Source organism: Roseovarius mucosus (assembly GCF_002080415.1).
Lineage (GTDB): Bacteria > Pseudomonadota > Alphaproteobacteria > Rhodobacterales > Rhodobacteraceae > Roseovarius > Roseovarius mucosus_A.
Genome location: NZ_CP020474.1, coordinates 1,492,015 through 1,509,254 on the forward strand (window position 1 = coordinate 1,492,015; position 17,240 = coordinate 1,509,254).

The 17,240-nt window shown below is 61.9% G+C and carries 18 protein-coding genes; 7 read left to right on the forward strand and 11 right to left on the reverse strand.

What is annotated here, in order from left to right:
• Positions 1–46: 46 nt before the first annotated feature.
• From ROSMUCSMR3_RS07330 to ROSMUCSMR3_RS07370, 9 genes are all read right to left on the reverse strand, one after another.
• Positions 47–412 carry a Lin0512 family protein gene (locus tag ROSMUCSMR3_RS07330; RefSeq protein WP_081506902.1) on the reverse strand — a complete coding sequence of 122 codons (366 nt, stop codon included), beginning with the start codon at positions 410–412 and terminating at the stop codon, positions 47–49.
• Positions 409–756, reverse strand: a complete 348-nt coding sequence (locus tag ROSMUCSMR3_RS07335; RefSeq protein WP_008281619.1) for a Lin0512 family protein — start codon at positions 754–756, stop codon at positions 409–411. Before ROSMUCSMR3_RS07335 ends, ROSMUCSMR3_RS07330 begins: the two co-directional genes overlap by 4 nt.
• Positions 757–759: 3 nt before the next feature.
• Positions 760–1,368 carry a cob(I)yrinic acid a,c-diamide adenosyltransferase gene (gene cobO / locus ROSMUCSMR3_RS07340; RefSeq protein WP_008281618.1) on the reverse strand — a complete coding sequence of 203 codons (609 nt, stop codon included), beginning with the start codon at positions 1,366–1,368 and terminating at the stop codon, positions 760–762.
• 80 nt (positions 1,369–1,448) lie between these two features.
• Entirely contained in the window at positions 1,449–2,387 is a 939-nt protein-coding gene (locus ROSMUCSMR3_RS07345; protein ID WP_081506903.1) for a glycosyltransferase family 2 protein, read from the reverse strand.
• 3 nt (positions 2,388–2,390) lie between these two features.
• Positions 2,391–3,284 (reverse strand): glucose-1-phosphate thymidylyltransferase RfbA, encoded by an 894-nt coding sequence (rfbA, locus tag ROSMUCSMR3_RS07350; protein WP_081506904.1) that lies wholly within the window; start codon positions 3,282–3,284, stop codon positions 2,391–2,393.
• Positions 3,281–4,126, reverse strand: a complete 846-nt coding sequence (gene rfbD, locus ROSMUCSMR3_RS07355) for a dTDP-4-dehydrorhamnose reductase (RefSeq protein WP_081506905.1) — start codon at positions 4,124–4,126, stop codon at positions 3,281–3,283. The genes rfbA and rfbD overlap by 4 nt, the downstream gene beginning before the upstream one ends.
• Before the next feature lie 24 nt (positions 4,127–4,150).
• Entirely contained in the window at positions 4,151–5,200 is a 1,050-nt protein-coding gene (rfbB, locus tag ROSMUCSMR3_RS07360; protein WP_081506906.1) for a dTDP-glucose 4,6-dehydratase, read from the reverse strand.
• A complete protein-coding gene (gene rfbC / locus ROSMUCSMR3_RS07365) occupies positions 5,197–5,766 on the reverse strand; it encodes a dTDP-4-dehydrorhamnose 3,5-epimerase (RefSeq protein WP_081506907.1) in 570 nt (189 codons plus the stop codon). The genes rfbB and rfbC overlap by 4 nt, the downstream gene beginning before the upstream one ends.
• A gap of 116 nt (positions 5,767–5,882) precedes the next feature.
• Positions 5,883–6,530, reverse strand: a complete 648-nt coding sequence (locus tag ROSMUCSMR3_RS07370; RefSeq protein WP_081506908.1) for a TetR family transcriptional regulator C-terminal domain-containing protein — start codon at positions 6,528–6,530, stop codon at positions 5,883–5,885.
• 146 nt (positions 6,531–6,676) lie between these two features.
• Here ROSMUCSMR3_RS07370 and ROSMUCSMR3_RS07375 point away from each other — a divergent pair, with 146 nt between their 5' ends.
• The 7 genes from ROSMUCSMR3_RS07375 (at position 6,677) to ROSMUCSMR3_RS07405 (ending at position 14,827) form a co-directional block, all read left to right on the forward strand.
• Positions 6,677–7,927, forward strand: coding sequence for a Zn-dependent hydrolase (locus ROSMUCSMR3_RS07375; protein ID WP_081506909.1), 1,251 nt, complete (start codon positions 6,677–6,679; stop codon positions 7,925–7,927).
• A gap of 79 nt (positions 7,928–8,006) precedes the next feature.
• Complete coding sequence (gene hydA, locus ROSMUCSMR3_RS07380) at positions 8,007–9,470, forward strand: dihydropyrimidinase (protein WP_081506910.1); 1,464 nt, start codon at positions 8,007–8,009, stop codon at positions 9,468–9,470.
• 95 nt (positions 9,471–9,565) lie between these two features.
• A complete protein-coding gene (locus tag ROSMUCSMR3_RS07385; RefSeq protein WP_081506911.1) occupies positions 9,566–10,351 on the forward strand; it encodes an ABC transporter ATP-binding protein in 786 nt (261 codons plus the stop codon).
• A gap of 48 nt (positions 10,352–10,399) precedes the next feature.
• Positions 10,400–11,275 (forward strand): ABC transporter permease, encoded by an 876-nt coding sequence (locus ROSMUCSMR3_RS07390; RefSeq protein ID WP_081506912.1) that lies wholly within the window; start codon positions 10,400–10,402, stop codon positions 11,273–11,275.
• Complete coding sequence (locus ROSMUCSMR3_RS07395) at positions 11,275–12,120, forward strand: ABC transporter permease (RefSeq protein ID WP_081506913.1); 846 nt, start codon at positions 11,275–11,277, stop codon at positions 12,118–12,120. The genes ROSMUCSMR3_RS07390 and ROSMUCSMR3_RS07395 overlap by 1 nt, the downstream gene beginning before the upstream one ends.
• A gap of 31 nt (positions 12,121–12,151) precedes the next feature.
• Positions 12,152–13,144: an ABC transporter substrate-binding protein gene (locus tag ROSMUCSMR3_RS07400; protein ID WP_037298008.1), complete on the forward strand. Its 993-nt coding sequence runs from the start codon at positions 12,152–12,154 to the stop codon at positions 13,142–13,144.
• A gap of 225 nt (positions 13,145–13,369) precedes the next feature.
• On the forward strand, positions 13,370–14,827 hold the full coding sequence (locus ROSMUCSMR3_RS07405; protein ID WP_037298006.1) for a D-alanyl-D-alanine carboxypeptidase family protein: 1,458 nt from the start codon (positions 13,370–13,372) through the stop codon (positions 14,825–14,827).
• Positions 14,828–14,892: 65 nt separating this feature from the next.
• Here the strand turns inward: ROSMUCSMR3_RS07405 and ccoS are convergent, their stop codons facing one another.
• Together ccoS and ROSMUCSMR3_RS07415 are read right to left on the reverse strand one after the other, a co-directional pair.
• On the reverse strand, positions 14,893–15,051 hold the full coding sequence (gene ccoS / locus ROSMUCSMR3_RS07410) for a cbb3-type cytochrome oxidase assembly protein CcoS (protein ID WP_008281603.1): 159 nt from the start codon (positions 15,049–15,051) through the stop codon (positions 14,893–14,895).
• Positions 15,052–15,054: 3 nt separating this feature from the next.
• Complete coding sequence (locus ROSMUCSMR3_RS07415) at positions 15,055–17,238, reverse strand: heavy metal translocating P-type ATPase (protein WP_081506914.1); 2,184 nt, start codon at positions 17,236–17,238, stop codon at positions 15,055–15,057.
• Positions 17,239–17,240: the final 2 nt, after the last annotated feature.

The window sequence follows — 17,240 nt, forward strand, 5'->3', positions numbered from 1 at the left end:
CCTGTGCTTTGGTCTCAGGGTCTAAGGAAAAAGGGCGAGGGTGCCATCACGCCCCCAACACCCATTTCCCCACCTGCGACGGAAAGAACGCCTCAACCGCCGCCGTCGCGATCACCAGCGTCTCACCGCTGCCCGGATCGGTCACATTCTGCCCGCCAAACACCACCTGAACGGTCGCGCACCCACGCGGCAAACCAGCCTTCAGCGCCTCGGGATCAACGCGCTCCGGCTCTTGCACCCCCACCGTGACCTTGACCGCCATATCCTGATGATCAAGCGGCGTGTTCAGGAACATCGGGATCGTCGAATGCCGGATCGCATCCTCGATCGCCCGCACGGCGGCCTTTTGATAATCCATCCCATGCAGATCGTTGCCCATGCCCATCTCGATAATGAACCGCTGCGCGCTCATGCCTTGGCCTCCATGTCGAATGAAACCGAGATGCAGGCATTGGCGATCACCGTGGGCTTGCCCACCGCGCGCGGAATGTCCAATCCGCCCCGCGCCACCTGCACGCGCACCTGCCCATAGGGAAATATCGCGCGCAACACCTCGACATCCACCTCTTCGGGCGCCTGCACGGCAATATCGAGATCAATCAGCATGTCGGCCTTCTCGAACCCAAACAACTCGGCCAGATTGATCGAATTGTGCCACAGCGCATCGCGCACTGCCCGCGCCGCCGCCTCGGTGTAATCCTGCCGCCGCAGCGACGTGCCCATGCCGAATTCGGTCAATAATCTTGTCCGCGCCATGGCTCAGAACTCCACCCCGATCTGCGCCTTGATGCCGGAGCGGAACGGATGCTTGATCAGCTCCATTTCCGTCACAAGATCGGCAATCTCGATCAACTCGTCCTTGGCGTTGCGCCCGGTCAACACGACATGGGTCATATGCGGCTTTTCCTCGGCGAGAAATTGCACCACCTCGTTGATGTCCAGATAATCGTAGCGCAGCGCGATGTTGATCTCATCGAGCAGGACCATCTTGTTGGTCTCGTCGCGGATCAACTCCTTGGCCTTGGCCCATGCGGCCTGCGCCATTTCGGTGTCGCGGGTGCGGTCCTGTGTCTCCCAGGTAAACCCCTCGCCCATTGTATGAAAGGCGCAGGCGTCCGAGAATTTCGACAGGATCAAATCGCGCTCGCCGGTGCTCATGCCGCCTTTGATGAACTGCACCACGGCGCAGGGCATGCCATGGGCAATGCAGCGAAAAATCATACCAAACGCCGCCGAGGATTTACCCTTGCCCTTGCCGGTATGAACGATGATCAGCCCCTTTTGATCGGTCTTGGTCGCCATGATCTTATCGCGCGCGGCCTTTTTCTTGGCCATTTTCATCGCGTGGCGGTCGGGATCGTCGGTCATGTCAGGCTCCTTGGCGGGGTCTCGGGACCGGCAGAGTGTCGCAGACCGGCCCAGACGTGCAAGGCCTTTCTGCGCCGCCTTCAGATCCGGTTCAACACCAGCGACACCCAAAGCGCAAAGGTGCTGATCCGGCTCTGCCGATACAGCCCCAGACGCCACAACCGCGCCAGCCGCGCGGGCATCGGCCCCCGCCGCATCGCTGCAAATTCCGCCAGAATCGCCCGGTTTTCCGGCGTGAGATACCCGTCCAGCCGCGACAAGGCCGCGATGTTCACCTCGTTCCACGCCCGGAAATGCCCCTGCAACAATTGCCGGATACGCCGCAACCGCGCAAGCCGCGTGTCGTTGGACCCGATCTGGTTCACATCATGCTGCCGGTAATAGAGCGTGGGCGTATCGTCATGCACCACGCGCCCGCCCGCCCCGGTGATAAGCTGATACACCCACCAGTCATGCACCACGACACGCTCGATTTTCTGCGCCGCCTCCTCGACCAGCCGTGCCGCCGCTGGATTAAGCAGGATGGTATTGCCCGAGGCCACATTCTGCACCAACGCATTGCGAAAGGACGGCGGGCGCGGGCGCGCCGCCGACAGCCGCCGCTCACCAAGCGCGGTATCCGTGATCCAGGTGCGGCTGCAATAAAGCGCCGGGCGCGGATCATCGGTGGCGCCCAGCGCTGTAATCCCGCGCGAGAGCTTGTCTGGCAGCCAGACATCGTCTTGATCACAAAACGCCATCCAATGCCCGGCGGGCGCATGATCCGGTGTCTGGCGGATAAGTGACAGGAAATTCGTCGCGGCCCCGGCACCCGGCCCGCTCAAGCATGTGACGGGATGCGTCGCCGCAAACCCCTCAAGAATCTTCCGGCTGCTGTCCTTGGACCCGTCATCGCTGGCAAGAACCTGCCAGTCGTCATGCGTCTGCCGGGCGATGCTTTGCAACTGATCGGACAGGAAATCGCCACCGTTATAAACGGCGAGCAGGATCACGACATGCGGTGCCTGCGGCCCATCCATACCTCAGCCCTTGACCCGGCCACCATGCAGCAGCCGCCCCAGATAGGCACCGTAATCAGTTTTCTTGAACAGCGCGACACGCGCCTCTAGCGCCGCCGCGTCGATCCAACCCTTGTCATAAGCGATCTCTTCCGGGCAGCCAACTTGCTGGCCCTGCCGCTGTTCCAGCGTGCGCACAAAGTTTCCTGCATCAAGCAGGCTGGCATGTGTCCCTGTATCAAGCCAGGCATAGCCCCGCCCCATCATCTCGACCGAAAGCAAACCATCGCGCAAATACATCTCCAGCAGCGCGGTAATCTCCAACTCGCCCCGCTCAGAGGGTTGCACAGCCTTGGCGCGCTCTGACGCCTCACCATCCAGAAAATAAAGCCCCGTTACGGCAAAATCGGATTTCGGCTCTTGCGGCTTTTCCACGATCGAGACCGCGCGCCCGGCACCGTCAAACTCGACCACACCATAGCGCTCGGGGTCCGCCACGCGGTAGCCAAAAACGGTGCCGCCCTTTTCCTGCTGCGCGGCACGCTCCAATTGCTGCGGCAATCCGTGACCGTAGAAAATATTGTCGCCCAGCACGAGCGCCGAGGCCTGCCCGCCCAAAAACCCCTCTGCCAGCAGATAGGCCTGCGCCAGCCCATCCGGCGAGGGCTGCACGATATACTCGAATGTCAGCCCCCATTGGCTGCCATCGCCCAGCAGGCGTTGGAACTGCGCCTGATCCTGCGGGGTGGTGATGATCGCAATCTCGCGGATACCCGCCAGCATCAGCGCCGTCAACGGATAGTAGATCATCGGCTTGTCATAGACCGGCAACAGCTGCTTGCTCAGCCCCATGGTGATCGGATAAAGCCGCGTGCCCGATCCGCCCGCCAAAACGATGCCCTTGCGTGCCGTGGTCATGCTTGCTCCAGTTCTTTCAGGACGCGGGCCAGACCCGCACGCCAGTCGGGCCGCCCGATGCCAAACTCTGCCGCCAGCGATCCACAATCAAGCCGGGAATTCTGCGGGCGTACGGCGGGGGTCGGATAGTCGCGGGTGGGAATACCTGTCACAACCGTCGCCCGCCCGGCTTGGGCAAAAATCTCACGCGCGAAATCGGCCCAGCTCGCATCGGGCGCACCGCTGAAATGGTATAACCCGCCCGCATGGCCCGCGACCATCGCCCGCCCCATGATCAAGAGCGCCGCCGCGATATCCGCCGCCGGGGTCGGACCGCCGATCTGATCATCGACGACGCTCAGCGCATCACGCGTCTCTGACAGGCGCAGCATGGTTTTCACGAAGTTGCCGCCATGCGCCGAAAATACCCAAGAGGTGCGCAAGATCGCGGCTTGGCCACCTGCGGCGCGCACCGCCTCTTCGCCTGCCAGCTTGGAGCGGCCATAGGCATTGCAGGGCGCCACCGGATCAGACGGCGCGCGCGGGGCCGCGCCACTGCCGTCAAACACGTAATCGGTCGAGACATGACAAAACGGGATGCCCAGATTGACACAGGCCCGCGCCATCGCGCCCGGTGCCACCCCGTTGATGACCGTCGCCAAATCCTCTTCGCTCTCGGCGCGGTCCACAGCCGTGTAAGCGGCGGCATTGATCACCAGATCGGGCGCGTGGTCGCGGATCGCCTCGGCGCAGGCCATGGGGTCGGACAGGTCCGCCAGCTCTCGGCCCAGCGCCGTGACCTCTGCCTGCCTCTGTATCTCGGTGGCCACCTGCCCGGTGCGACCGAAAACCAGTATTCTCATTCCGCGTCCCTTGCTTCTGTCTGCTCAGCCTGCGCCCAACCGCTTGCCAACACCGTCGCGCGCCAAGAGCGCGCGCCACCACGCCTCATTCTCCAGATACCACCGCACTGTGCGCCGCACCCCTTCGTCCACCGTCACCGAGGGCCGCCAGCCCAATTCGGCCCGGATGCGTGTGGGATCAATCGCATAGCGCGCATCATGCCCCGGACGGTCTGTGACAAAGCTGATCTGCGCGGCATAAGACAGACCATCGTCGCGCGGGGCCAATTCATCCAGCACCGCGCAAAGCTTACGCACCAAGTCCAGGTTGCTCAGCTCATTCTCGCCGCCGATGTTATAGGACCGCCCCGGCACGCCCCGTTCCAGCACCGTCAAGAGCGCCTCGGCGTGATCCTCGACATAGAGCCAGTCGCGCACGTTCGACCCATCGCCGTAAATCGGCAACGGCTTGCCCGCCAAAGCGTTGAGAATGATCACCGGAATAAGCTTTTCCGGGAAATGGAACGGGCCGTAATTGTTCGAGCAATTGGTGATCAGAATGGGCAAGCCATAGGTCTCGTGCCACGCGCGCACCAAATGATCCGACGCCGCCTTGGACGCTGAATAGGGGCTGCGCGGATCATAGGGCGTGTCTTCGGTAAACTTGATCCTTGGGTCACTTGGCAAAGAGCCGTACACCTCATCGGTCGAAATATGCTGAAACCGAAACCCCTCGGGCTTGTTTCGCGCCTGCCAATACCCGCGCGCCGCCTCCAAGAGGTTGTAGGTGCCGGTAATATTGGTCTCGACAAAGGTGCCGGGGCCATCAATCGAACGGTCCACATGGCTCTCGGCGGCCAGATGCAGCACCGCGTCGGGCGCATGGGTGGCAAACACCCGGTCAAGGGCCGCGCGGTCGCGGATATCGGCATGCACAAATGTATAGAGCGGGCTGTCCGCCACGCTCGCCACATTCTCGAGGCAGGCGGCATAGGTCAGCGCATCGAGGTTGATCACCTCATGCCCCCGCGCCACCGCCAGCCGCACCACCGCCGACCCGATGAACCCGGCCCCGCCCGTGATCAAAAGCCTCATGCCTTGGCCTCATAAACAAAAGGGCTCACAAACTCGCGTAGCAAGGGCGCTTTGGCATCCTTACCGCTCAGCACCGCCGCCGCGGGATCAATCCCCCAATCAATGTTAATCTCTGGATCATCGAACCGCACCGCACCATCGCACTCAGGCGCGTAGTAATCCGAACATTTATAGATGATCTCGGTCATCGGCGCGCGCGTCACGAAACCGTGCAAGAACCCCTCGGGGATCAGCAATTGACGCCCGTTCTCAAAACTCAGGTCCACGCCCACCCATTGCCCATAGGTCGGGCTGCCGCGCCGAATATCCACCGCAACATCATAAAGCGCCCCACGCCCACAGCGCACCAGCTTGGCCTGTGCATGCGGCGGCGATTGAAAATGCAGCCCCCGCACCGTACCCACCTGCTCTGACAGCGAATGGTTGTCCTGCACGAAATCAATCGTGATCCCAGCCTCTTGCATGCGCCGCCGGTTCCAACTCTCGCTGAAAAAGCCACGCGTATCGCCATGACGGGCGGGCGTGAGGATCACCACGCCGGGTAGGTTAGTCTGTTCAATCTGCATGCCGTGCTCGTCGTCCCTCATGTGGCGCAAGGCAATTGCCCCACTGCGCCTCTATTCCTTACCTTCTGGCAAATCGACGCGTTTTTGGCCAGACACAAAGTCCGAGCGGCTGGTTTCTAGCTATTCTCCACGATTAAACCCGGCGTCAGAAGCCGCCGAAACAGCGCCTCCAGATGCGCCGCCGCCCCGGTATGAACATCCACTTCGCCCATCAGCACCCCCACCTGCGCCTCGAAATCGGCATAATGCTGCGTTGTGGCCCAGATCGAAAACAGCAGATGGCGCGGATCGACCGGCGCCAATTTGCCCTGCACGCACCAACCCTCGATCACCGCTGCGGTCTGATCGACCAGCGGCTTCAGCACACTGTCGAGATGTGGCACCATGCGCGGCGCACCTTGCAGGATCTCATTCGCAAACAGCCGGCTTTCGCGCGGCAGATCGCGCGACATCTCCAGCTTGCGGTGCACATAGCCCATCAACTCGTCCAGCGGTTCCCCTTGCGGATCAATCGCGCGCAACGGGGCCAACCAGGCATCCAGCAACTGATTGAGCAAGGTGACGTGAATCTCTTCCTTGCCCTCGAAATAATAGAGGATGTTTGGCTTGCTCAGCCCCGCCTCTGCCGCGATCTGATCCAGCGTCGCGCCGCGATAGCCATGGGTGGAAAACACCTCAAGCGCCGCCTCCAGAATCCGCTTGCGGTTGCGCACTTGGATCCGGCTGGATTTACGACCGGCCTGCGCAGCGGGGGATTGCGGCATCCTCTTCCTTTCCTTGCAAGGCACATTTTTCAGCGCCCCGTTGCCCAGCTTAGCCAGATCAGGGGCTGGCCCCAAGACGAATCTTGACACTGCCCATGCCCCAAGCAATCGTAAGTTTACCAAATGGTAAAAAAGCGAGCAATCCCATGGCAGCACCCGGCGAAAACCTCAAGATCAACAGCACCCGGCTCTGGGACAGCCTGATGGAGATGGCCAAGATCGGCCCCGGTATCGCGGGCGGCAACAACCGCCAGACCCTGACGGATGAAGATGCCGAGGGGCGCGCTCTCTTTCAAACCTGGTGCACTGCGGCGGGCCTGACCATGGGCGTGGATGAAATGGGCAATATGTTCGCCCGCCGAGAGGGGACCGACCCGCAGGCTTTGCCGGTCTATGTCGGCTCCCATCTCGACACGCAGCCCACGGGCGGCAAATATGATGGCGTCTTGGGCGTGCTGGCCGGGCTCGAACTCATCCGCACCCTGAATGATCTGGATATCAAAACCAAGCACCCGATCGTCCTTACAAACTGGACCAACGAAGAAGGCACCCGCTTTGCCCCCGCGATGCTGGCCTCGGGCGTCTTTGCAGGCGTTATGGATCGCGATTGGGCCTATGACCGGGTGGATGCAAAGGGCAAACGCTTTGGCGATGAATTGGAGCGTATCGGCTGGAAAGGCCCGGAAAAGGTTGGCGCGCGCCAGATGCACGCGTTTTTCGAGCTGCACATCGAACAAGGCCCGATCTTGGAGGCCGAAGGCAAACAGATCGGCGTCGTCACCCACGGGCAGGGCCTGCGCTGGATCGAATGCACGGTCACAGGCAAAGGCCAGCACACCGGATCGACGCCCATGTATATGCGCCGCAACGCCGGGCGCGGGCTGGCGCGGGTCACCGAACTGGTGCATGAAATTGCCCTGCAATATCAACCTAATGCCGTGGGCGCGATTGGCCATATCGACGTCTACCCCAACAGCCGCAACGTGATCCCAGAAAAGGTGGTGTTCACCGTCGATTTCCGCTCTCACGTTCTGGAAACACTCGAGGCCATGGCAGAGGAACTCATGTCCACCGCCCCCGGCCTATGCGCAGACGTGGGCGTGAAATTCAGCGCCGAAGTCGTCGGGGCCTTCGACCCACCCGCCTTTGACGAAACCCTCACCGCCCGCGTGCGCGACGCCGCCGACCGGCTGGGCTATAGCCATATGGACATCGTCTCGGGCGCGGGTCACGATGCCTGCTGGATCAACAAAGTGTATCCCACCACCATGGTCATGTGCCCCTGCAAGGACGGGCTGAGCCATAACGAGGCCGAGGAAATCACACCGGACTGGGCGCGCGCCGGCACAGATGTGCTCCTGCATGCCGTGCTGGAAACGGCGGAGGTGGTGGAGTGATTGGGGGCCAGCCCCCAAACCCCCGAGGTATTTAGAGCCAGATGAACGCCCACGCGGCACAAAGACAGGGAGACCCCCAATGACCACCAAAGTCATCAAGAACGGCACCGTCGTCACCGCCGACCGCACATGGAAGGCCGATGTGCTGATTGAAGGCGAAACCATCAAACAGATCGGCACAGACCTGAAGGGCGACAGCACGATCGACGCCACAGATGCCTATGTCATCCCCGGCGGCATTGACCCGCATACCCATCTGGAAATGCCCTTCATGGGCACCACCGCCGCAGAAACCTTTGAAACCGGCACATGGGCGGCGGCCTGTGGCGGCACGACCATGATCGTTGATTTCTGCCTGCCCGGTGCCGATGGCAGCATCAAGAACGCCATCAACGACTGGCACCGCAAGAGCGCGCCGCAGATTTGCTCTGACATCGGCTATCACATGGCCATCACCGGCTGGAATGAAACCGTGTTCAACGAAATGAAGGACGCCGTCGATATGGGCGTCAATTCCTTCAAGCATTTCATGGCCTACAAGGGGGCCTTGATGATCGAGGATGATGAGATGTTCGCCTCGTTCAAACGCTGTGCCGAACTGGGCGCGCTGCCGATGGTTCATGCCGAAAACGGCGATCTGGTGGCCGAGATGCAGCAGAAATACTTTGATCAGGGGATCACCGGGCCAGAGGGCCACGCCTATTCCCGCCCCCCCGAATTCGAAGGCGAGGCCGCCAATCGTGCCATCTGCATCGCCGACGCGGCGGGCGTGCCGCTTTATATCGTGCATGTGTCTTGCGAACAGGCGCATGAGGCGATCCGGCGCGCGCGGCAAAAGGGCATGCGCGTTTACGGCGAACCGCTGGTTCAATTCCTGACACTGGACGAATCCGAGTATTTCAACAAGGATTGGGACCATGCCGCGCGCCGCGTCATGTCGCCCCCGTTCCGCTCCAAGGATCATCAGGATAGCCTCTGGGCCGGGTTGCAGGCGGGGTCACTACAAGTGGTCGCCACCGATCACGCCGCCTTTTCCACCGCGCAGAAACGCGCCGGGCGCAACGATTTCCGCATCATCCCCAATGGCTCCAACGGGCTCGAGGAACGGCTTGCCGTGCTCTGGACGCATGGTGTGGAAACCGGGCGACTGACGCTCAACGAATTCGTCGCCGTCACCTCGTCCAACGTGGCCAAGATCCTGAACATCTACCCCAAGAAGGGCGCGATTGTCGAAGGTGCCGATGCCGATCTCGTGGTCTGGGACCCCAAGATCACCAAGACGATCAGCGCCTCCAACCACCATTCCATCCTTGATTACAATGTCTTTGAGGGGTTCGAGGTCAAGGCGCAGCCGCGCTATACAATCAGCCGTGGCGAGGTGATCTGGGCCTGGGGACAAAACTCGCAGCCGCAACCGGGGCGCGGCCGCTTTGTGCCTCGCCCGGCCTTTCCTTCGGCCCATCAGGCGCTGTCAAAATGGAAGGCGCTGACCGCCCCCAAGATGATCCAGCGCGACCCGCTGAATATCCCGGCGGGGATCTGAGAATATGGCGCGCGCGGCCCTCATGGCCGGGCGCGCCTCTTGACAAGCATCAGCCAGCCGGGCGCAGTAGCGACCGGGCCAGCAGGGGATAGGGTTTGAGCAGCAATACAGTCATCAGCGCGCGCGATCTGTCGCTGACATTTCAGACCGGCGACGGGCCGGTCCACGCGCTCAAGGACGTGAGCCTTGAGGTCGAGAAGGGCGATTTCGTCAGCTTCATCGGCCCGTCTGGCTGTGGCAAGACCACCTTTCTACGCTGCATGGCCGATCTGGAGCATCCCACCGGCGGCAGCCTGACCGTCAATGGGGCCAGCGCCGAAGAGGCACGCAAATCGCGCGCCTATGGCTATGTGTTTCAGGCGGCGGGGCTTTATCCGTGGCGCACCATCGGCGGCAATATCCGCCTGCCGCTCGAGATTATGGGCTATGCGCGCGACGATCAGGAGGCCCGCGTCAAGCGCGTGCTGGAACTGGTCGATCTCGCGGGGTTCGAGCGGAAATACCCTTGGCAGCTTTCCGGGGGCATGCAGCAGCGCGCCAGCATCGCCCGCGCGCTTGCCTTTGATGCCGATCTGCTTTTGATGGATGAACCCTTTGGCGCGCTTGATGAGATCGTGCGCGATCATCTCAACGAACAACTCTTGCATCTCTGGGATCGCACCAACAAGACGATCTGTTTCGTCACCCATTCCATCCTCGAGGCGGTGTATCTGAGCACCAAGATCGTGGTGATGTCGCCCCGCCCCGGTCGTATCACCGATGTGATCGAGAGCACGCTGCCGCGCGTTCGCCCGCTCGACATCCGCGAAACGCCGGAATTCCTCGACATCGCCCATCGCGTCCGCGAGGGGCTGCGTGCAGGGCATAGCGATGACCTCTGACGCCCGCTTTTCGCAGTGCGCCCCCTCCCCTCTGACAGCAGCGGGGCTATGATGCGCAATCTCCTGCCTGTTCTTACCATCGTCGCCACGCTTCTGGCGCTCTGGTATGCCGCCGCTGTGGCGCTCAACGCGCAATGGGCGCGGGATCAGGCGGCGCGGGCAGGCGAGACGTTGACCATGAGCGCACTGGTGGCGGACACTTGGTCTCAGGACAAACCCAAGCTACCCGCGCCGCATCAGGTTGTCACCGAGATATGGAACACCACCGGTGCCATGGTGCTGGAGGGGCGCGGATTTTCCAAACGCTCGCTCTTTTATCACAGTTGGATCACCTTCAGCGCCACAGCGCTCGGGTTCGTTCTTGGCACCGCCCTTGGCGTCGCGCTGGCCATCGGCATCGTCTATAACCGCACCATGGACATGAGCGTGATGCCTTGGGTCATCGCGAGCCAGACCATTCCCATTCTGGCGATTGCCCCGATGATTATCGTTGTGCTGAATGCCGTGGGCATTTCAGGGCTGCTGCCCAAGGCGATGATCTCGATGTATCTGTCGTTCTTTCCGGTCGTCGTCGGCATGGTCAAGGGGCTGCGCAGCCCTACACCCATGCAGCTTGACCAGATGCGCACCTGGAACGCGAGCGCCAGCCAAACATTCTGGCGGCTGCGCCTGCCCTCGTCGATGCCCTATCTCTTTACCTCGCTCAAGGTCGGCATGGCGGCAAGCCTTGTGGGGGCCATCGTTGGCGAATTGCCCACAGGTGCTGTCGCGGGCCTTGGCGCGCGCCTGCTGGCTGGCAGCTATTATGGCCAGACCATCCAGATTTGGTCGGCGCTCATCATGGCGGCGACACTGGCGGCGGTTCTGGTAGGGCTGATTGGCCTGATCCAGCGGATCACGCTGAAACGCATGGGGATGGCGTGATGGGGTGGCTCGCGCTTGGAGTGCTGACATGGGCGCTTGGCTGGGGGATCAATTCCCGCCTGTCGCACGGGCCTAAAACACGGGCCACGCGGCTATTGGTGCCTGTGATCTTTGGCCTTACCATCGTGGTGATCTGGGAATGTCTGGTGCGGGGCCTTGCCATCTCACCGGTCCTTTTGCCTGCGCCCACCGCCATTGCCGCAACCTTCGCCAAATCCACCCATATCCTTTGGGCCGATTTCGTGCAGACGGCGCTCAAGGGCGCGCTGACCGGCTATATCATGGGCTGCGGTGCGGCCTTCCTGACCGCCATCGCCATCGACCGTTTTCCCTTCCTGCAACGCGGCCTGCTGCCCGTGGGCAATTTCGTGGCCGCTCTGCCGATCATTGGCATGGCCCCCATTCTGGTGATGTGGTTCGGCTTTGACTGGCAGTCCAAGGCGGCGGTCGTCGTTGTCATGGTGTTCTTTCCCATGCTGGTGAACACCGTTCAGGGCCTGACGGATACCGACGCCATGCAGCGCGACCTGATGCGCACCTATGCCGCTGGCTATTGGCAAACCCTGTTCAAGCTGCGCCTGCCCGCTGCGATGCCCTTTATCTTCAACGGGCTCAAGATCGCGACAACTCTGGCGCTGATCGGGGCGATTGTGGCAGAGTTCTTTGGCTCGCCCATCAAGGGCATGGGATTCCGCATCTCGACCTCGGTCGGGCAACTGGCGCTCGATCTGGTCTGGGCCGAAATCGTGGTCGCGGCCATCGCGGGCTCTGGATTTTACGGCGCTGTGGCGCTTGTGGAAAAGGCAGTGACATTCTGGCATCCGTCCCAACGGAGCCGGGCATAAGATCAAGAAACCACCAACACGGGAGAGAACCATGAAGAAACTGACAGGACTATTCAGCCTCGCCGCACTGGCAAGCGTCGCAGGCATGGCGCAGGCGGCGGATGATCTGACGCTGCAACTCAAATGGGTGACGCAAGCACAATTCGCGGGCTATTACGTGGCCCTCGACAAGGGCTTTTACGAGGAAGAAGACCTCGACGTCACGATCAAGCCGGGCGGGCCGGATATCGCCCCCACGCAGGTGATCGCAGGGGGTGGCGCGGATGTCACCGTGGAATGGATGCCCGCCGCCCTTTCGGCCCGGGAAAAGGGGCTGCCACTGGTGAATATCGCACAGCCCTTCAAATCCTCGGGCATGATGCTGACCTGCCTCAAGGAAACCGGCGTCACGGGGCCTGCGGATTTTCCGGGGCGCACGCTCGGGGTCTGGTTCTTTGGCAATGAGTTTCCGTTCCTGTCCTGGATGAGCCAGCTGGGCATTCCAACCGAAGGCGGGGCCGACGGCGTGACCGTGCTCAAACAGGGCTTCAACGTCGATCCCCTGTTGCAGAAACAGGCCGATTGCATTTCGACCATGACCTATAACGAATACTGGCAGGTGATCGACGCAGGCATCACCGAGGATCAGCTCATCACCTTCAAATACGAGGATCAAGGCGTCGCCACGCTGGAAGACGGGCTTTACGTTCTAGAAGAAAAGCTGAGCGATCCAGCAGAGGTGGACAAACTGACGCGCTTTGTGCGCGCCTCGATGAAGGGCTGGAAATGGGCCGAGGAAAACCCCGAAGAGGCCGCGATGATCGTGCTCGACAATGACGCAACCGGCGCGCAGACCGAAGAGCACCAGATCCGCATGATGACCGAGGTGGCCAAGCTGACCGCAGGCTCCAACGGCGCGCTCGACCCCGAGGATTACGAGCGCACGGTGCAATCGCTGCTCTCGGGCGGCTCTGACCCGGTGATCAGCGCGCATCCCGGTGATGGCGCGTGGACCCATGTGATCAGCGATGCGGCGCTGAACTGATCCCTGATCCAAAGACACACAATGGCCCGGCGCTTGTCCGGGCCATTTTTTTGACCCGTCATTGATCTAGGGGTTTGAACTACTCCCCCCACCACATCTTGTCAGCGCATCTCAAAAATCTATTCAAATGAACACTTTAAACGAAAACATGGTTGTGATACGCTAAAGCTATAAATCAATGCCAGCCGGAAAACCGGCGGCGCGAGGCAGTAAAAGAGCGGTTCTATGAAAACACGGGGCAGACAGCCGGTCCGTTGGGGCTTGGTGGCGTTCGCAACTTTCTGGATGCTGGTGATTGTGCCGCTGAGCGCGGTCGCCGCACCCTATGCAGCATTGGTGATGGACGCCCGCAATGGCGAGGTGCTTTATTCCAACAACGCAGACACGCGGCTGCACCCGGCCTCATTAACCAAGATGATGACGCTCTACGTGGTCTTCGAGGCGATCGAGAATGGCGAAATCGGCCTTGACGACAAAGTCGTGATTTCCAAACACGCCGCGTCTGAACCGCCCAGCAAACTTGGCGTGCGCGCGGGCAGCTCGATTGCGCTGCGCTATCTCATCCGCGCCGCAGCGGTGAAATCCGCCAATGATGCCGCCACCGCCCTTGGCGAGGCGATCGAAGGGTCCGAGGCGCAATTCGCCCGCCGTATGAATCGCACCGCCGAGGCGCTTGGCATGACGCGCACCACTTTCAAGAATGCCCATGGGCTGACCGAGAATGGCCATCTGTCCACCGCCCGCGATATGACTATTCTGGGGCGGCACCTGTTTTATGATTTTCCGCAATATTACAACCTCTTCTCCCGCATCACCACCGATGCTGGCGTGACGTCGGTCAGCCACACCAATCGCCGCCTGCTCGAGGCTTACCGCGGGGCTGACGGGATCAAGACGGGCTATACACGCGCCGCAGGGTTCAACCTGACCGCCAGCGCCGAGCGCAATGGCGAACGGATCATTGCCACCGTCTTTGGCGGCCAATCCACCGCCTCGCGCAATGCCAAGGTGGCCGAGCTTTTGGACTTGGGCTTTAACAAGGCACCGACGCAGGTTGCCGTGCATCGCCCGGCGCGCCCGCCTTATCTGGGCAAACTTGGCACCGCCCCGGTGATGATCGCCGCAGGCGAGGACCGCCCAAGCGTCGCCGCCAAGACCGTGCGCCTCACCACCGCTGCCGCTGTAGTCAAGAGCCTGCGCCCGCAATCGCGCCCCTTGCCCGCCGCCCCGATACCAGCCATCGCCGCGCGGGATGACATCGAACGCGCGCTACTGGCCGCCCAACAGGTCGCAACAGCCACAACAGAACCCGCCCCCCTGCCCCAAGGCAGCGCCGCTGTCACCCCCGAAATCCGCCCGGAACAGCGCCCGACCGAGATTGTGCTGGCCAGCGCCCCCGCACCGGAACCAGAACCCGAGGTCGTGACCCGCGTCTCTACCTCTGGCGGGCGGCATTGGGGGATCAACGTGGGCCGCTATTCCAGCGAATACAAGGCGCGCCAGATGCTTTTGCAAACGGCGTTGAACGAGATGGCGACACTGGATGGCAGCCTGCGCAAAGTGGTGCAACGCCCCGCCGGATTCGACGCCAATTTCATGGGCATGACCCGCGAAAGCGCCGATCTTGCCTGTCGCCGCCTTCAAGCCAAGAAAGTCACCTGCTTCATGATCGGCCCAAGCTGAGCACACGGCGGATTGGGGGCCAGCCCCCAAACCCCCGAGGTATTTCCGGCCAGATGAAATCAGTGTCAGGGTTTGGGGCGATCATCCCAATCGTCGGACAGAATGCGCCGCGAGTCGCCCTCAGGATCGTCATATTGGTTTGAGCGCACCGTATACACAAACGCCACAAGCCCGACGCCCCCAAGGATCAGGGAAATCGGGATCAGATAGGTGAGGATATTCATCGCTTATCTCAATCTCAGCGCGTTGAGGGATACGGTGATCGAACTCAGCGACATGGCCAAGGCCGCAATGAGCGGTGAACACAGCCCCACCACGGCCAATGGCACGGCAATGACGTTATAGACCGTAGCGATCTGAAAGTTTTCGCGAATGCGGCGCGTGGCGGATTTCGCCGTCACGCAAGCTGCGGCAATTGGCGCAAGGTCATTGCCCAAAAGCACGATATCCGACGCCACCCGCGCGGCATCAAGCGCCGTAGCCGGCGATATTGACACATGCGCCCCGGCCAAGGCGGCCGTATCGTTGAGCCCGTCGCCCACCATCAGCACATGCGCCCCGTCGGCGGTCAATGCCGCCACGCGCGCCGCCTTGTCGGCGGGCAGCGCCTCGGCCATCCACTGCGGAATGCCAAGGCGCGTGGCAAGCGCCTCGACCGCAGGAGTGGTATCGCCGGAAATCAGGATCACCCGCTTGCCCTGATCCATCAACCCCTGCACTGCCTCGGCGGCACCGGGCCGCAGCGCATCAGCAAAGGTAAAGGCGAGCGGTGCCTGATCAGCAACCTTGAGAAAGGTCGCCGTCTCGGCGCGGCCCTGCGCCCCGGTCCAGCTGGCGCGCCCCAAGCGGATCTCTTGGCCCATATAGCTGGCCTTGGTTCCATATCCGGGCACTTCTGTGAGGTCTGTAAGGTCAGCCGCCACAATCCCCGCCGCGCGCGCAGCGCGGGTAATCGACTGCGCAAGCGGATGCGAAGACCCCTGCGCCAACCCCAACGCCAATTCCACCGCCTCACGCGGCAGGTCATCCAGATTGGTGACTTGCGGCGCGCCGGTGGTCAACGTGCCGGTCTTGTCAAACACGACCGTGTCCACCTGTGCCAACCGCTCCAGCGCCGTTTCATGCTTAATCAACATCCCCCGCCGGAACAGCCGCCCAGAGGCCGCCGTCGTGACCGCAGGCACCGCCAGCCCCAGCGCGCAAGGGCAGGTGATGATCAAAACCGCAGCGGCGATATTGAGCGCGGTGCGCACATCCCATGTGTAGAGATACCAGCCCAGAAAGCTGAGCCCCGCAAGGATATGCACCCCCGGCGCATAGAGCTTGGCGGCGCTATCGGCCAGAGAGGTATAGCGCGAGCGCCCCGACTCCGCGATGGCCACCAGATCGGCCATGCGGTGCAGCGAGGTTTCACGCCCCACCGCCGTGGCGCGAATCGTGAGTGGCCCGGTCAGGTTCACTTCACCTGCACTCACCACCTGCCCCAATCCCGCAAAAACCGGCAGGGTCTCGCCCGTCAAAAGCGAGCGGTCGATCTCGGACGTGCCGCTGACAATCTCGCCATCCACCGGCATCCGCCCACCGGGCCGTACGAGGATCAGATCACCAACGGCCAGCTGTGCGACGTTGACAACGTCTTCTACGCCATCGACCAGCCGCGTCGCGCGTGGCACCTCGAGCGCGGTCAGCTCCTCTGCCGCAGAGCGCGCTATCGCCCGCGTCCGGTGATCCAGATACCGCCCCGCAAGCAGAAAGAACGTGAGCGCCATCGCTGCATCGAAATAGGCATGATGGCCCGACAGCATGGTTTCCCAAAGCGAGGTGATGATAGCCAGCACAATCGCCAGCACAATCGGCACATCCATATTGAGCCGCCCGTTGCGCAGCGCGGCCCAGGCATTGCGAAAGAACGGCACACCGGAAAAGGCAATCGCCGGCAGGGTGATCGCGGCGGAAATCCAATGGAACATATCGCGCGTTGCGTCCTCGGCCCCGGACCACACCGAGACCGACAACAGCATGACATTCATGCTGGCGAATCCGGCAACAGCCAACCGCATCAAGAGGTCGCGCCCGGCGCGGTCATTCGCCGTGGCGTTCAGCGTGCCTTGATCCAGTTCATAGGCCTCGTATCCCAGCCCCTCAACCAGCGTGCGCATCTCTTCGGCGGTCACGCCTGGAGCCGCGTCAATGCTGGCCCTTTTTAGGGTCAGGTTGACACGCGCCGAATTCACCCGGCTATCCGCAGCGAGCGCCCGCTCGATCTTGGAAATGCAGGCCGAACAGTGAATTGTGGGCAAAGACAACGCAATTTGCGCCCGTGGCAAGGCGCTTGCCGCCAAAGCCTCGGCCGCCGGGGCGGCAGCGCAGGCCGGACAAGCCGAAGGCGAGGGGCGCATCGTGGCGGTCATGG

What these genes read in the sequence shown, in the direction of transcription:
- ROSMUCSMR3_RS07330 (WP_081506902.1), bottom strand. Translation starts at nt 412, where the DNA reads ATGAGCGCGCAGCGGTTCATTATCGAGATGGGCATGGGCAACGATCTG.
- ROSMUCSMR3_RS07335 (WP_008281619.1), bottom strand. Translation starts at nt 756, where the DNA reads ATGGCGCGGACAAGATTATTGACCGAATTCGGCATGGGCACGTCGCTG.
- cobO (WP_008281618.1), bottom strand. Translation starts at nt 1,368, where the DNA reads ATGACCGACGATCCCGACCGCCACGCGATGAAAATGGCCAAGAAAAAG.
- ROSMUCSMR3_RS07345 (WP_081506903.1), bottom strand. Translation starts at nt 2,387, where the DNA reads ATGGATGGGCCGCAGGCACCGCATGTCGTGATCCTGCTCGCCGTTTAT.
- rfbA (WP_081506904.1), bottom strand. Translation starts at nt 3,284, where the DNA reads ATGACCACGGCACGCAAGGGCATCGTTTTGGCGGGCGGATCGGGCACG.
- rfbD (WP_081506905.1), bottom strand. Translation starts at nt 4,126, where the DNA reads ATGAGAATACTGGTTTTCGGTCGCACCGGGCAGGTGGCCACCGAGATA.
- rfbB (WP_081506906.1), bottom strand. Translation starts at nt 5,200, where the DNA reads ATGAGGCTTTTGATCACGGGCGGGGCCGGGTTCATCGGGTCGGCGGTG.
- rfbC (WP_081506907.1), bottom strand. Translation starts at nt 5,766, where the DNA reads ATGCAGATTGAACAGACTAACCTACCCGGCGTGGTGATCCTCACGCCC.
- ROSMUCSMR3_RS07370 (WP_081506908.1), bottom strand. Translation starts at nt 6,530, where the DNA reads ATGCCGCAATCCCCCGCTGCGCAGGCCGGTCGTAAATCCAGCCGGATC.
- ROSMUCSMR3_RS07375 (WP_081506909.1), top strand. Translation starts at nt 6,677, where the DNA reads ATGGCAGCACCCGGCGAAAACCTCAAGATCAACAGCACCCGGCTCTGG.
- hydA (WP_081506910.1), top strand. Translation starts at nt 8,007, where the DNA reads ATGACCACCAAAGTCATCAAGAACGGCACCGTCGTCACCGCCGACCGC.
- ROSMUCSMR3_RS07390 (WP_081506912.1), top strand. Translation starts at nt 10,400, where the DNA reads ATGATGCGCAATCTCCTGCCTGTTCTTACCATCGTCGCCACGCTTCTG.
- ROSMUCSMR3_RS07395 (WP_081506913.1), top strand. Translation starts at nt 11,275, where the DNA reads ATGGGGTGGCTCGCGCTTGGAGTGCTGACATGGGCGCTTGGCTGGGGG.
- ROSMUCSMR3_RS07400 (WP_037298008.1), top strand. Translation starts at nt 12,152, where the DNA reads ATGAAGAAACTGACAGGACTATTCAGCCTCGCCGCACTGGCAAGCGTC.
- ROSMUCSMR3_RS07405 (WP_037298006.1), top strand. Translation starts at nt 13,370, where the DNA reads ATGAAAACACGGGGCAGACAGCCGGTCCGTTGGGGCTTGGTGGCGTTC.
- ccoS (WP_008281603.1), bottom strand. Translation starts at nt 15,051, where the DNA reads ATGAATATCCTCACCTATCTGATCCCGATTTCCCTGATCCTTGGGGGC.
- ROSMUCSMR3_RS07415 (WP_081506914.1), bottom strand. Translation starts at nt 17,238, where the DNA reads ATGACCGCCACGATGCGCCCCTCGCCTTCGGCTTGTCCGGCCTGCGCT.